Source organism: Kitasatospora sp. NPDC018619, assembly GCF_044391605.1.
GTDB lineage: Bacteria > Actinomycetota > Actinomycetes > Streptomycetales > Streptomycetaceae > Kitasatospora.
Genome location: NZ_JBISAI010000008.1, coordinates 261,567 through 274,314, shown reverse-complemented (window position 1 = coordinate 274,314; position 12,748 = coordinate 261,567). Strand labels below are relative to the sequence as shown.

Below are 12,748 nucleotides of genomic sequence, written 5' to 3'. Positions count from 1 at the left end.
ACCACCCCGACGCTGCTCGTCCCGGTCCCGCTCGCCGCCGACGACCCAGGCTTCGGACCGGCTTCCGCACCGCGGACCAACGCCACCCTGACCACCCACGGCGCACCACCCCTGGCCCGGCTCCGCCGACACCCGGCCGTGGTGGCGGTCACCACACTGCCGAGCGGCGGCTCCCGCCCGCCGTGGCGGCGCCAGCCGAACTGCGGCTGCTCGCCCCGGTCACCTTCGGGACGTCACCGCCCCGTCCGGGCCCGCCGACCCGGTCGAGGACCCGCTGCTCTTCGGCTCCCTGCCGCTCGCCCTCGGGCTGACCACCCACCAGCGTCCCCGTACGGTCAGCGGACTGGCCGAGTGCCAGCGGCTGCCGGAGGCCGCCCGCCGGCCCGCCGTTCCGCCGGGAAGCGCGCGGCGGCCACCGAACCCGCCCGTCCCGCCCGGGAGATGCCCGAGGCGGCGTCCCACCGGGCCACGCTGACCACCCCGCACCCGGCCGCCGGACAGGCCGCCCGGGCGGCATCCGGCCGCCGTCCCGGAGACGCTCGGCCTGATCCCCCCTCGGCCCCCAGGCACTCACCGAACTGCGCGGCTTGCCGGGCGCGTGTCGCCCCCGCCGACCGGGCGCCCTGGCCGTGCGGGCGGCCGTCCAGTACGCGGCCTACCGCGATCCGTCCAGGCGGCGCCGAGCAACACCCACACGCACTCACGCCCCCACCGCCGAGGCGGCCGTCACGGTCGGGGTCGCACCGGACGGGCTGTGCCCGGCGGTGGTCAACTCCCCCGCCGGAGACGGAGACGGAGCGGGCGGCGGGTACGGGAACACCCAGCCGCAGGCGGACCGGTTCGGCGCCCGGAGCCGTCCTCCGGCCGCCCGTCCTGCGCGGCCTGCGCACCCGGGCCAGGGACCTCGACCGCGCCCAGGCCCGGACCTCAGGCCGCCGCGCGCCGAGCCAGCTCCGGCCAGAGCGCGCCCACCCGCGCCTCCAACTCCGCCAGAACGCCGCCGACGACGACCACCACATCCACGACCACCAGCCGATCCCCACAGGAGACCTACGCAGCCTGCGCACCCGGGCCAGGGACCTCGGCCGCGCCCGGGCCCGGGCCTCAGGCCGCCGCGCGCCGGGCCAGCTCCGGCCAGAGCGCGCCCACCCGCGCCTCCAACTCCGCCAGGCCACCGCCGTTGTCGACCACCACGTCCGCGATCGCCAGCCGGTCCCCGCGGGAGGCCTGCGCGGCCATCCGGGCCCTGGCCTCCTCCTCGGACATCCCGCGCAGCCGCACCAGCCGCTCCACCCGCACCTCGTCGGCCGCGTCCACCACCACGACCAGGTCGTACAGCGGCGCCAGCCCGTTCTCGGCCAGCAGCGGCACGTCGTGCACCACGACGGCGTCCGGCGCGGCGGCCGCCTCCAGCTCCGCGGAGCGGGCCCGCACCAGCGGGTGGACGATCGCGTTCAGGGCCTTGAGCCGCTCCGGGTCGGCGAACACCACCGCCCCGAGCGCCGGGCGGTCCAGCGTGCCGTCCTCCCGCAGCACCTGCGGCCCGAACTCGGCGACCACGGCCGCCAGGCCGTCCGTCCCGGGGGCGACCACCTCGCGGGCGATCACGTCGGAGTCCACGATCACCGCGCCGCGCGCGGCGAGCAGCCGGGACACCTCGCTCTTGCCCGCGCCGATGCCGCCCGTCAGTCCGATCTTCAGCATGGCGTCAGGCTACCGGCGCGGCCCCGGGGCCGTCAGCACGGGACAGCCGGGGCCCCGGGCCGCAGGCCTCGGCCCCGGCCACCCCGCCTCAGCCCAGCTCCAGGCTCTCGCCCTCCGCCAGCACCGTCAGCTCCGCGCCCGTCCCCGGCCCCTCGGGCCCGACCAGCCGGGTCTGCACGGCGAACCCGATCGGGCTGAGCACCGCCTCGTGCACCGGCACCGCCCGGCGCGGCCCGGCCTCCCGGACGTAGTCGACCACCTCGGAGGCCTTGCTCCAGGGCGCCGCGAGCGGCAGCAGCAGGGTGTCCACGGCGTGCGGCGGCACGGTGAAGGCGTCGCCGGGGTGGAACAGCCGGCCGTCCAGCAGGAAGCCGGTGTTCCGCACCCGCGGGATGTCCCGGTGGATCTCCGCGTGCCACTCGCCGTGCACCGAGACGCCGAGCCCGCCGATCTCGAAGGCGTCGCCCTCGCCGACCACCGCGACCCGCTGCGCCACGCCGTCCAGCTGCGCGGCCACGTCGCGGTTGGTCCACACCCGCAGGGCCGGGTCGGCCGCGAGCGCGGCGCGCAGCCGGGACTCCTCGAAGTGGTCCATGTGCTCGTGGGTGATCAGCACGGCGTCCGCCCCGGCCAGGGCGGCGGGGTCGGTGAAGCTTCCGGGGTCGAGGACGACCGTGGTGCCGCCGTGCTCGACGCGTACGCAGGCGTGTCCGAACTTGGTGATCCGCATGGGCCGAACCCTACAGCAAAGCTGTACAGCAAGGCTGCATACATCCCGGATAGACTCCTCCCATGACCAGCGACACCCCGACCCCGGACGCGCCGCGCCCGGACGCCCCTCATCCGCAGACCCCGCACCCGGACGCCCCGCACCCGCAGACCCCGCGCCCGGACACCCTGGAACTCGCCGCCGACCTGCGCGCCGCCCTCGGCAGCCTGGTCCGCTCCCTGCGCACCGGCGACGAGCTGCCGCAGAACCAGGCCGCCGTCCTCGGCCTGCTGGTCCGGGACGGGCGCACCTGCACCGTCGCCGAGCTCGCCGCGCTCCAGCGGGTCCGCCACCAGTCGATGGCCCGCACCGTCGCCCTGATGACCGCGGCCGGGCTCGTCGCCCAGCAGCCCCACCCCACCGACGGCCGCAAGCTGCTGATCACCGCCACCGAGGCCGGCCGCACCGCCCTGCTCGACCAGCGCGCCCGCCGCGAGCACCGGATCGCCACCGCCATCGAGGCCCGCCTCGGCCCCGCCGAACAGGACCGGCTGCGCGCGGCCGTCGAGCTGCTCCGCCGCCTGCACTGACCGCGCGAGCGCCCGGACGGCCTGCCGCCGGGCAGGAGCCTGCTAGACCGCCCCGACCAGCGGCTCGGCCGGCCGCGGCGCCGGGACGGCCACCGGCGCGATCTCCGGCAGCTCGACGTGCTCGCTCAGCCCGAACCGCCGGTGCAGCCGCCGCAGCGGGGCGGGCGCCCACCAGTTGAACTCGCCGAACAGGCTCATCGCGGCGGGCACCAGCAGGCAGCGCACCAGGGTGGCGTCCACCGCCACGGCCACGGCCAGCGCGATGCCCATCTGCTTGACCATCAGCATGTCCCCCAGCGCGAAACCGGCGAAGACGATCACCATCAGCAACGCCGCCGAGGTGATGATCCGACCGCTGCGCTGCACGCCCAGCTCCACCGCCCGGACGCAGTCGTGCCCGCGCAGGGTCAGCTCCCTGATCCGGGAGAGCAGGAACACCTCGTAGTCCATCGAGAGCCCGAAGGCGAAGGCGAAGACCAGCACCGGGATGAAGGTCTCCAGCCCGCCGGTCGGGCTGAAGCCGAGCAGCCCGCTGAACCAGCCGTCCTGGAACACCAGGGTCAGCGCGCCGAGCGAGGCGCCCAGCGAGAGCAGGTTCATCAGCAGCGCCTTGACCGGCATCACCACCGAGCCGGTCATCAGGAAGAGCAGCACCAGCGTGCCGGCCGCGACCAGGCCCAGCGCCCACGGCCCGCGGGAGAGCAGTTCGTCCTGGAAGTCCACCACCGAGGCCGCGCCGCCGGTGACGTAGGTGGTCAGGCCGCCGCGGTCGGCCCGCAGCTCCTCCACCACCGTCCGGGCCTGCCCGCCCTGCGGGTCCCCGTGCACCAGCACGTCGATCGTGGAGACCTCGCCGCCCACCGGCGACACGGCCCGCACCCCGCTCACCCCGGGCAGCCTGGCGACCACCTCGTCCGCGTACGCCTGCGCCACCGGCGCCCCGCCCTCGACCACCACCGTGACCGGCGCGGCCGAGGCCTGCGGGAAGCGCTGGTCGATCGTCTCGGCGACCTGCCGTCCGGCCGAGGAGGCGGGCAGCACCGCGGCGCCGGAGCTGCGCATCTCGGCGTGCAGGAACGGTGCCCCGGCCGCCAGCAGCAGGGCCACCGAGGCGAGCGTGACGGCGACCGCCCGCTTGCGCACCCGGCGCACCGTCCGGCTGAAGAACCCCTCGTCCGCCACGGGCGCGGCGGGCGCCTTGATCCGCGCGCCGGCGAAGCCGAGCAGTGCGGGGACCAGGGTCAGCGCGGCGGCGACGGCGATCACCACCACGCTCACCCCGGCGGCGGCCACCGCGCCGAGCACCGGGCTGGTGAAGACGAACAGGCCGCAGAGCGCGACGGCGACGGTCAGCCCGGAGAAGGCCACGGTGCGCCCGGCGGTCGCCGCGGTCCGTTCGACGGCGGCGGCCAGGCCCGCGCCGTGGCCGCGTTCCTCGCGGAAACGATTCACCATGAGCAGCGCGTAGTCGATCGAGAGGCCGAGCCCCAGCACCGTGGCGATCGGCAGCACGCTGGTGTCGATGTCCATGATCCGGCTGAAACCGAACATGGCCAGCAGCGCGCCGCCCACCGAGGCGACCGCCCCGATCGCCGGCAGCGAGGCCGCCGCCAGCCCGCCGAAGACCAGCACCATGACGATCAGGGTGAGCGGCAGCGTCACCAGCTCGCCGAACCGGGTGTCCCGCTCGGTCTGCTTCTTGACCTCCTGCTGGAGCACCAGGTCCCCGCCGACCGTGACGCGGGCGCCGCCCGCCCCGTCCAGCGCGGCGAGCCGCTGGGTGACGGCCCCGGTCTGGGCGCCGCTCGCGGTGTCGGCCATCCGTACGGTGACCAGGCCCGCCGTCCCGTCGGCGGAGCGCAGCGCGGCCGACGCCGGGCCGGTCCCGTACGCGTCGAGGGCGGAGGAGACGCCGGGCAGGGCGGCGATCTCGGCGGTGGCCCGCTCGACGGCGGCCCGCACCTGCGGATCGTCCACCGGCCGGCCGTCCACCACGGCGGTGACGGTGCCCTTGGCCGGGTCGGCGGCGGCGACCACCGCGCTGCCCCGGTCGGCCTCGGCGCTGGCCGACGTGGCCCCGGCCACCGACCCCTCGAAGACCCGGCCCCCGATCAGGACGCCGACCACCAGGACGACGGCCCACAGGCCGAGCACCCAGCGGCGGTGGCGGAAGCAGAACCGGCCGAGGGCGGCGAGCCGGCCGCCGACCACGGCGGCGGGGACGGCGGAGGAGGGGTTGCGCATGAGGAGCCTTTCGGGCAGCTCCCCTCAATCTAGGGGCAACCCGAACTCCGGCCTATAGACGGGCAATGAGCCTCATCTCACACTTTCCTTCACATAAAACACACATAAGTCGGAGCGGTATAAGTCAGGGCGGAAAACCAATTCCGGGGCGAAATACGGCGGACCCACCCCGGCGGAGAACGGCGCCCGATGCCCCACGGACGGAAGACGGACCCCGGCGGAAAAACGAAACGGGCCCCACCCGGAGATCCGGGTGGGGCCCGCCGTTCGGCTATCGGCTAGCGGGAGGCGAGAGCGTCAGCTCTGGCCGCCGGCCAGCTTCTCGCGCAGGGCGGCCAGGGCCTCGTCGGAGGCCAGGGCGCCCGAGCCCTCGTCGCTGCTGGACGAGTAGGAACCACCGGCGGCAGCGGCGACGGCGTCGCCACCCTCCTCGGCAGCCTGGGCGTCGGCCTCGCGGCTCTTGATGACCTGGGCCTGGTGCTGCTCGAAGCGGGCCTGCGCCTCGGCGTACTGGCGCTCCCACTCCTCGCGCTGCTTCTCGAAGCCGGGCAGCCAGTCGTTCGCCTCGGGGTCGAAGCCCTCCGGGTAGATGTAGTTGCCCTGGTCGTCGTACGAGGCGGCCATGCCGTACAGGGTCGGGTCGAACTCGACCTCGGCCGGGTTGGCACCCAGGGCCTCGTTGGCCTGCTTCAGCGACAGGCTGATGCGGCGACGCTCGAGGTCGATGTCGATGACCTTGACGAAGATCTCGTCGCCGACCTGGACGACCTGCTCCGGGATCTCGACGTGGCGCTCGGCCAGCTCGGAGATGTGGACCAGACCCTCGATGCCCTCGTCCACGCGGACGAACGCACCGAACGGAACCAGCTTGGTGACCTTACCCGGAACGACCTGGCCGATCTGGTGGGTACGGGCGAACTGCTGCCACGGGTCCTCCTGGGTCGCCTTCAGCGACAGGGAGACGCGCTCGCGGTCCATGTCCACGTCGAGAACCTCGACGGTGACCTCCTGGCCGACCTCGACGACCTCGGACGGGTGGTCGATGTGCTTCCAGGACAGCTCGGAGACGTGCACCAGGCCGTCGACGCCACCCAGGTCCACGAAGGCACCGAAGTTGACGATCGAGGAGACGACGCCGGAGCGCACCTGGCCCTTCTGCAGGGTGGTGAGGAAGGTCTGGCGGACCTCGCTCTGGGTCTGCTCCAGCCAGGCACGGCGGGACAGGACCACGTTGTTGCGGTTCTTGTCCAGCTCGATGATCTTGGCCTCGAGCTCCTTGCCCACGTAGGGCTGGAGGTCGCGGACGCGACGCATCTCGACCAGCGAGGCGGGGAGGAAGCCGCGGAGGCCGATGTCGAGGATGAGACCACCCTTGACGACCTCGATGACGGTACCGGTGACGATGCCGTCCTCTTCCTTGATCTTCTCGATCGTGCCCCAGGCACGCTCGTACTGAGCGCGCTTCTTGGACAGGATGAGACGACCCTCCTTGTCCTCCTTCTGGAGAACCAGGGCCTCGATGTTGTCACCCACGGCGACGACCTCGTGCGGGTCAACGTCGTGCTTGATCGAGAGCTCGCGGGACGGGATGACGCCCTCGGTCTTGTAACCGATGTCGAGGAGGACCTCGTCACGGTCGACCTTCACGATGACGCCCTCGACGATGTCGCCATCGTTGAAGTACTTGATGGTCTCGTCGATGGCGGCGAGGAAGGCCTCCGCGTCGCCGATGTCGTTGACCGCGACCTGCGGGGTGGTGCTGAGGGAGGAGTCGGTGGGGCTCGTCATTAGGAAAAGGGCTCCGGTACGGACATGAAAGTCGTAGGTAATGCCACGCGGAGGGCCCGTATCGCTCCCACCGAAAGCCGGACAGCCAAGAACACGGCGCACCAGTGGTCTCCCGTCACCCGGGAACCGGTGTCCGTCTTGCGACCGTGGGGTCTTCGACAGATGCGAGCGCGACCTGCTCCGTCCGAGGCGCGCAGGCCCGCAGCGCAACTTGTAGCATACGGGGACGGCCAGGCACGGTCAATGCCGAAGGACGGCAAGACGGTGGAGCCCGGTACGGATCAGGCCATATCCTCCGATTGCGCGCCTCGCGGCGGCGCCCGCAGGGGCCCTGTCCCCGGATGCCACCGCCAGGACCCGGACCCTTACGGGCCGGTTCTCGGCAGCGACGCTTCCGCACTCCATACCCTACGCGATGGGCATTGTCACCGTGGCCACCACCCCCCAGGCAGACCTGCACGATCTTGACACCTCCGCCACCGGGGCCGCGGCGGCCGAGGAGGAGGACGGCGACGACGCGCTCCGCAGGGAGGCCGGCACCGGGGAGAGCAGCCGGGCCAGCCGGCACTGGTGGGACCGCAACGCCGACGAGTACCAGGACGAGCACGGCGAGTTCCTCGGCGACGACCGCTTCACCTGGTGCCCCGAGGGGCTGGACGAGGCCGACGCCCGCCTGCTCGGCGACGTGGCCGGCCGGGACGTGCTGGAGATCGGCGCCGGCGCCGCCCAGTGCTCCCGCTGGCTGGCCGCGCAGGGCGCCCGGCCCGTCGCCCTGGACATCTCCTACCGCCAGCTCCAGCACTCCCGCCGGATCGACCTCGGCCGCGGCACCGCGCCCGTCGCCGTCGTCCAGGCCGACGCCGCCGTGCTGCCCTTCGCCGACGCCTCCTTCGACCTCGCCTGCTCCGCGTACGGCGCCGTCCCGTTCAGCGCCGACACCGCCGCCCTGATGCGCGAGGTGCACCGGGTGCTGCGGCCCGGCGGGCGCTGGGTGTTCTCGGTGACCCACCCGATCCGCTGGGCCTTCCCCGACGAGCCCGGCGTCGAGGGCCTCACCGCGGTGTCCTCCTACTTCGACCGCACCCCGTACGTCGAGCAGGACGAGCAGGGGCGCGCGACCTACGTCGAGCACCACCGCACCCTCGGCGACCGGGTTCGCGAACTCGTCGCCGCCGGCTTCCGGCTGGTGGACCTGGTCGAGCCCGAGTGGCCGGCCGGCCTGGAGCAGGAGTGGGGCGGCTGGTCCCCGCTGCGCGGACGGCTGATCCCCGGCACGGCGATCTTCGTCACCGAGCGGGGCTGATCCTCCCGATGAACCCGGCCTGGCGCGACCTGCCCGTCCGCACCGCCCTGCCCGCCCTCCACGAGGCGCTCGACGGGCCCGGCACCGCCGTCCTCGCCGCGCCGCCCGGCACCGGCAAGACGACGCTGGTACCGCTGGCCCTGGCCGGGCTGCTGGACTCCAGGGGCCCGGTGCGGCGGGTGCTGGTCGCCGAGCCGCGCCGGCTCGCCGTCCGGGCGGCCGCCCGGCGGATGGCCTGGCTGCTCGGCTCGTCCGTGGGCCGCGAGGTCGGGTACACCGTGCGCGGGGAGCGCCGCGTCGGGCCTGCGACCGTCGTCGAGGTGGTCACCACCGGCGTGCTGCTGCAACGGCTCCAGCGCGACCAGGAACTGCCCGGCGTGGACGTGGTGGTGCTGGACGAGTGCCACGAACGGCACCTGGACGCCGACACCGCGCTCGCCTTCCTCCTCGACGTCCGGGCGGCACTGCGGCCCGAGCTCCGGCTGGTCTGCGCCTCGGCCACCTCCGACACCGAGGCCTGGGCCGAACTGCTCGGCGGCGCACCGGTGGTCGAGGCGCACGGGGTGTCCCACCCGGTGGAGACGGTCTGGGCGCCGCCGCCGCGCGCCGTCCGGCCCGCGCACGGCACCCGGGTCGACGCCGCCCTGCTCGACCACGTCGCGTCGGTGGTGCGGCGGGCGCTGAGCGAGCGGGAGGGGGACGTGCTCTGCTTCCTGCCCGGCGTCGGCGAGATCGCCCGGGTCGCCGGGGCGCTGGACGGCGTCGCGGCCGAGGTGCTGCAACTCCACGGCCGCGCCCCGCAGGCCGTCCAGGACGCCGCCCTCTCGCCCGGCGAGGGCCGCCGGGTCGTCCTGGCCACCGCCGTCGCCGAGTCCTCGCTCACCGTGCCGGGCGTACGGGTCGTGGTGGACGCCGGGCTCGCCCGCGAGCCGCGCACCGACCACGCCCGCGGGCTCGCCGGGCTGGTCACCGTACGGGCGTCGCTCGCGGCCGCCCGCCAACGGGCCGGGCGAGCCGGACGCGAGGCTCCCGGCACCGTCTACCGCTGCTGGAACGAGGCCGAGGACGCCCTCGCCGCCCGCTTCCCCACAGCGGAGATCGCGCTCGCCGACCTCACCGCCTTCGCCCTCCAGGCCGCCTGCTGGGGCGACCCGGACGCCACCGGCCTCGCCCTGCCCGACGCCCCGCCCGCCGGGGCGATGGCCGCCGCCCGGCAGACCCTGCTCGCCCTCGGCGCCGTCTCCTCGGACGGACGGGCCACGGCGCGGGGCGTCCGCCTCGCCCGTACGGGGCTGCACCCCCGGCTGGGGCGTGCGCTGGTCGACGGCGCGGCGGCGGTCGGTGCGCGGCGGGCCGCCGAGGTCGTCGCGCTGCTGTCCGAGGAGCCGCCACGGGCGCTCGGCGACGACCTCGGCGCGGTGTGGCGGACGGTTCGGTCCTCGCGCGACCCCTACGCGGGGCGCTGGCGCGACGAAGTCCGCCGGCTGCTGCGCGCCACCGCCGACGAACCCGCCACCGAACTGCCCGATGCCGTCGCCGCCGGGCTGGTCGTCGCCCTCGCCTTCCCCGAGCGGATCGCCCGCGCCCGCGTCGAGCGGCCCGCCCCGGGCGAGCGCAGCCCGTACCTGATGGCCAGCGGCACCGCCGCCGAACTCGCCCCCGGGACTGTTCTGGGCGCCCTGCCCTGGCTCGCCGTGGCGGTCGCCGACCGCCCGGCGGGCTCGCACTCCGCCCGTGTCCTGCACGCTGCGGCGCTGGACGAGGCCACCGCGCTGGCCGCCGGAGCTGCGCTGCTCACGGCGGGGGAGGAAGTCCACTGGGACACCCGGCGCGGGGAGGTCGTCTCCCGCCGGGTCGAATCCCTCGGCGCGATCGAACTCACCGAGAAGCCGCTCAATCGTCCTGATCCTCTGCTCGTCCGGGCGGCTCTCCTCGAAGGCCTCGCGCGCGAGGGCGTCAGCACGCTGCTCACGTTCCCGTCCAACCTGCGCGAGCGCCTGGCCTTCGTCCACGCCGCCATCGGCGATCCCTGGCCGGACGTCAGCGACGAGGCGCTGCTGGACCGCGCCGACGAGTGGCTGGAGCCCGAACTCTCCCGCGCCCGCCGCCGCGCCGACCTGGCGAGAATCGATACGACGGCCGCCCTCCAGCGCCTCCTGCCGTGGGCCACCGGCGAGGCAGGTCGCCTGGACGAACTCGCCCCCGAACGCATCACGGTGCCGTCAGGATCGAAGATCCGCGTCGACTACACCACCGAACGCCCGGTCCTGGCCGTCAAGTTGCAGGAACTGTTCGGCTGGACGGCAGCCCCTGCCCTGGCCGGCGGAAGGGTCCCCCTGACCATCCACCTGCTCTCCCCCGCCGGCCGCCCCGCCGCCGTCACCGGTGATCTGGAGAACTTCTGGCGCGAGGGCTACCGCGCCGTCCGGGCGGAGTTGAGAGGCCGCTACCCCCGCCACCCCTGGCCCGAGGACCCGACCACGGCCGAACCCACCCGCCGCACCAACGCCCGGAAGTAGGTCAGCCGCGCCGGTTCGGCCGGATCGCGGAGAAGAGGGCGAGCGTCAGAATCACGGTGGTGAGGACGATCAGGAACTGGCGGAAGCCCTCGGAGTCGGTGGGCAGCCAGCCCTGCAACAGCCCGATCAGCAGCACGATGTCGAGCACGACCGCGATCACGTAGCCTGGTCGCTTCACTGTCGATCTCCCTCCCGAGTCCCGTTTCGCACAGTACCCGCCGTTCCCCGGGAGATCGACCCCGCTACTCGCAGGCGGGTAGCGGGGTCTTCCTGTCCACGCAGCGCGTCAGACGTCGCCGAACTCGCCGGAGCGGACGGCGGTGACGAAGCTCGACCAGGCGTCGGCCGGGAAGGCCAGGGCAGGCCCCTCCGGGTCCTTCGAATCACGAACCGTCCCAGGGCGCGAGTCATCGACCTCGACACACCCGCCTTGCCCGTTGCTGTACGAGCTCTTTCGCCACGCGGCGTCAGCCGGGTGGTCACCGTGCATGCCGTTCATAGTCCTTCCGTGCCTCCCGGATCATGGTTACGCTGTCCGGCCGGGTAAGGGCGTCGACCTGAAGGCGATCGTACTGGCCGGCCCATCTGGCCACGACCTCGGAGTCACGTTCCAGAAAGCCTCGTCCGAGCGTTTCGGTGTACCCAACCATCGTGCGAGTGGGCAGGGTCAACAAAGTGACCGAGTGCGAGAAGGGGCGTGCCTCGCCAAGCGTGCACGGGGCGATCTGAAGGATGAGATGGGGTCGCGCCGCCAAGTCCTCCAAGTGCTTCAGCTGACGTGCCATAACAGCCGGTCCGCCGATTCGGCGCCACAGAACCGACTCATCGAGAATCACATGAACCGTCGCAGGACGCTCAAGCAGTCGCTGGCGGCCCGCCAAAACCTTCAGCCGCTCATTCGCTTGGTCCTGCGTAGCTTCACCGCGTCGAACCGGCGCCATCTCGTACACGGCACTGTAGTCCGGGTGCTGCAGTATGCCGGGCACCATGTCCAGCTCGAAGATCCGGATGGCCACGGCCTCCCGCTCTTTGGCCGCGTACTGGTCAAAGCCCTCGAACAGGATTCGCTGTCCGACCTGACGCCACTCTCGTTCGAACCGATCTGTTTCGAACGCACCATCAACTCTCTTCGCGAAACGCCCGGTTGGAGGCTTCCTTCCGGTTTCCACGGCAGAGATGTGAACCGCAGAGTACCCGGCGAGACCCCCCAAGTGCTCCTGCGTCCACCCTCTCGCCTCTCTGGCCTGGCGAAGAAGCACGCCGAACTTCGCGGTGGGCGAGGAGTCGGGGTCGAGTTCCTTCCGATTCATGATCGCGGTGACTCTCCCTTCTGGGCTGAAAGGTTGAAGGCATCGCCAATACTAGGCCACAGTGGACGCACTGGGTAGCCACACCACTACGGACCGGAGTGACGTCGCGACGCGCACGCCCCTCGCGTTCCCCATCCACCCCTGAGGTGCCCCCATGCTCAAAACCCACCACCGCCCCCGCACGTTCGTGGCCCGCCTCGACTCCCGGGCCGAATCCACGCCCCTGGCCCGGTACTTGCTCCGCGCCTACCTCTCCGGCCTCCCCTCCGGCGAGCGCTACCGCCACACCGCCGAGCTGCTCCTCGGCGAGCTGTTCGCCAACGCGGTCCGGCACTCCGACGCCCCCGACGACCGGCACATCGAGATCCGCTTCTCCCTCGTCGACTCCCTTCTGCGGCTGGAAGTCCACGACGCCGGCTCCGGCCGTCCCGTCCTCCGCGCACCGGCTCCCGCCGACGAGCACGGTCGGGGTCTGTTCCTCGTCAACGAACTCGCCGAACGCTGGGGCTACGACTCCCGCCCCGGCGGCATCGGCAAGTACGTCTGGGCCCACATCACCCCCGGCACCACCACCGCCTGAA

11 protein-coding genes are annotated in these 12,748 nt (G+C 73.4%); 4 read left to right on the top strand and 7 right to left on the bottom strand.

The annotated features are described in order from the left end of the window. Positions 1-1,104 precede the first annotated feature (1,104 nt). Positions 1,105-1,704, bottom strand: a complete 600-nt coding sequence (gene coaE / locus ACH5AR_RS15450; RefSeq protein WP_396301885.1) for a dephospho-CoA kinase — start codon at positions 1,702-1,704, stop codon at positions 1,105-1,107. Between the two features lie 88 nt (positions 1,705-1,792). Continuing rightward, positions 1,793-2,434 carry an MBL fold metallo-hydrolase gene (locus tag ACH5AR_RS15445; RefSeq protein WP_396301884.1) on the bottom strand — a complete coding sequence of 214 codons (642 nt, stop codon included), beginning with the start codon at positions 2,432-2,434 and terminating at the stop codon, positions 1,793-1,795. A gap of 62 nt (positions 2,435-2,496) precedes the next feature. Between ACH5AR_RS15445 and ACH5AR_RS15440 the strand changes: the two genes are divergently transcribed. After that, positions 2,497-3,003 carry a MarR family winged helix-turn-helix transcriptional regulator gene (locus ACH5AR_RS15440; RefSeq protein ID WP_396301883.1) on the top strand — a complete coding sequence of 169 codons (507 nt, stop codon included), beginning with the start codon at positions 2,497-2,499 and terminating at the stop codon, positions 3,001-3,003. A gap of 42 nt (positions 3,004-3,045) precedes the next feature. On the opposite strand, the gene ACH5AR_RS15435 is transcribed toward ACH5AR_RS15440, so the two are convergent. Together ACH5AR_RS15435 and rpsA are read right to left on the bottom strand one after the other, a co-directional pair. Next, positions 3,046-5,247, bottom strand: coding sequence for an MMPL family transporter (locus tag ACH5AR_RS15435; protein WP_396301882.1), 2,202 nt, complete (start codon positions 5,245-5,247; stop codon positions 3,046-3,048). A 297-nt stretch (positions 5,248-5,544) separates the two neighbouring features. Further along, on the bottom strand, positions 5,545-7,035 hold the full coding sequence (gene rpsA, locus ACH5AR_RS15430) for a 30S ribosomal protein S1 (RefSeq protein ID WP_030061640.1): 1,491 nt from the start codon (positions 7,033-7,035) through the stop codon (positions 5,545-5,547). Between the two features lie 415 nt (positions 7,036-7,450). On the opposite strand from rpsA, the gene ACH5AR_RS15425 reads away from it, so the two are divergent. Both ACH5AR_RS15425 and hrpB read left to right on the top strand, forming a co-directional pair. Beyond that, positions 7,451-8,338, top strand: a complete 888-nt coding sequence (locus ACH5AR_RS15425; RefSeq protein WP_396301881.1) for a class I SAM-dependent methyltransferase — start codon at positions 7,451-7,453, stop codon at positions 8,336-8,338. Between the two features lie 8 nt (positions 8,339-8,346). Next, a complete protein-coding gene (gene hrpB, locus ACH5AR_RS15420) occupies positions 8,347-10,857 on the top strand; it encodes an ATP-dependent helicase HrpB (protein ID WP_396301880.1) in 2,511 nt (836 codons plus the stop codon). Between the two features lies 1 nt (position 10,858). On the opposite strand, the gene ACH5AR_RS15415 is transcribed toward hrpB, so the two are convergent. The 3 genes from ACH5AR_RS15415 to ACH5AR_RS15405 all read right to left on the bottom strand — a co-directional run bounded on the left by ACH5AR_RS15415 (position 10,859) and on the right by ACH5AR_RS15405 (position 12,167). Next, positions 10,859-11,035 (bottom strand): hypothetical protein, encoded by a 177-nt coding sequence (locus ACH5AR_RS15415; RefSeq protein WP_396301879.1) that lies wholly within the window; start codon positions 11,033-11,035, stop codon positions 10,859-10,861. 108 nt (positions 11,036-11,143) lie between these two features. Continuing rightward, positions 11,144-11,356, bottom strand: a complete 213-nt coding sequence (locus tag ACH5AR_RS15410; RefSeq protein WP_396301878.1) for a DUF397 domain-containing protein — start codon at positions 11,354-11,356, stop codon at positions 11,144-11,146. Beyond that, positions 11,337-12,167 (bottom strand): Scr1 family TA system antitoxin-like transcriptional regulator, encoded by an 831-nt coding sequence (locus ACH5AR_RS15405; protein ID WP_396301877.1) that lies wholly within the window; start codon positions 12,165-12,167, stop codon positions 11,337-11,339. The genes ACH5AR_RS15410 and ACH5AR_RS15405 overlap by 20 nt, the downstream gene beginning before the upstream one ends. Positions 12,168-12,321: 154 nt before the next feature. On the opposite strand from ACH5AR_RS15405, the gene ACH5AR_RS15400 reads away from it, so the two are divergent. Next, positions 12,322-12,747 carry an ATP-binding protein gene (locus ACH5AR_RS15400; RefSeq protein ID WP_396301876.1) on the top strand — a complete coding sequence of 142 codons (426 nt, stop codon included), beginning with the start codon at positions 12,322-12,324 and terminating at the stop codon, positions 12,745-12,747. Position 12,748 lies beyond the last annotated feature (1 nt).

Excerpts from the sequence above, each read along its gene's own strand:
- hrpB (WP_396301880.1), top strand. The coding sequence starts at position 8,347 with ATGAACCCGGCCTGGCGCGACCTGCCCGTCCGCACCGCCCTGCCCGCC.
- ACH5AR_RS15425 (WP_396301881.1), top strand. The coding sequence starts at position 7,451 with ATGGGCATTGTCACCGTGGCCACCACCCCCCAGGCAGACCTGCACGAT.
- ACH5AR_RS15435 (WP_396301882.1), bottom strand. The coding sequence starts at position 5,247 with ATGCGCAACCCCTCCTCCGCCGTCCCCGCCGCCGTGGTCGGCGGCCGG.
- rpsA (WP_030061640.1), bottom strand. The coding sequence starts at position 7,035 with ATGACGAGCCCCACCGACTCCTCCCTCAGCACCACCCCGCAGGTCGCG.
- ACH5AR_RS15410 (WP_396301878.1), bottom strand. The coding sequence starts at position 11,356 with ATGAACGGCATGCACGGTGACCACCCGGCTGACGCCGCGTGGCGAAAG.
- ACH5AR_RS15405 (WP_396301877.1), bottom strand. The coding sequence starts at position 12,167 with ATGAATCGGAAGGAACTCGACCCCGACTCCTCGCCCACCGCGAAGTTC.
- ACH5AR_RS15445 (WP_396301884.1), bottom strand. The coding sequence starts at position 2,434 with ATGCGGATCACCAAGTTCGGACACGCCTGCGTACGCGTCGAGCACGGC.
- ACH5AR_RS15400 (WP_396301876.1), top strand. The coding sequence starts at position 12,322 with ATGCTCAAAACCCACCACCGCCCCCGCACGTTCGTGGCCCGCCTCGAC.
- coaE (WP_396301885.1), bottom strand. The coding sequence starts at position 1,704 with ATGCTGAAGATCGGACTGACGGGCGGCATCGGCGCGGGCAAGAGCGAG.
- ACH5AR_RS15440 (WP_396301883.1), top strand. The coding sequence starts at position 2,497 with ATGACCAGCGACACCCCGACCCCGGACGCGCCGCGCCCGGACGCCCCT.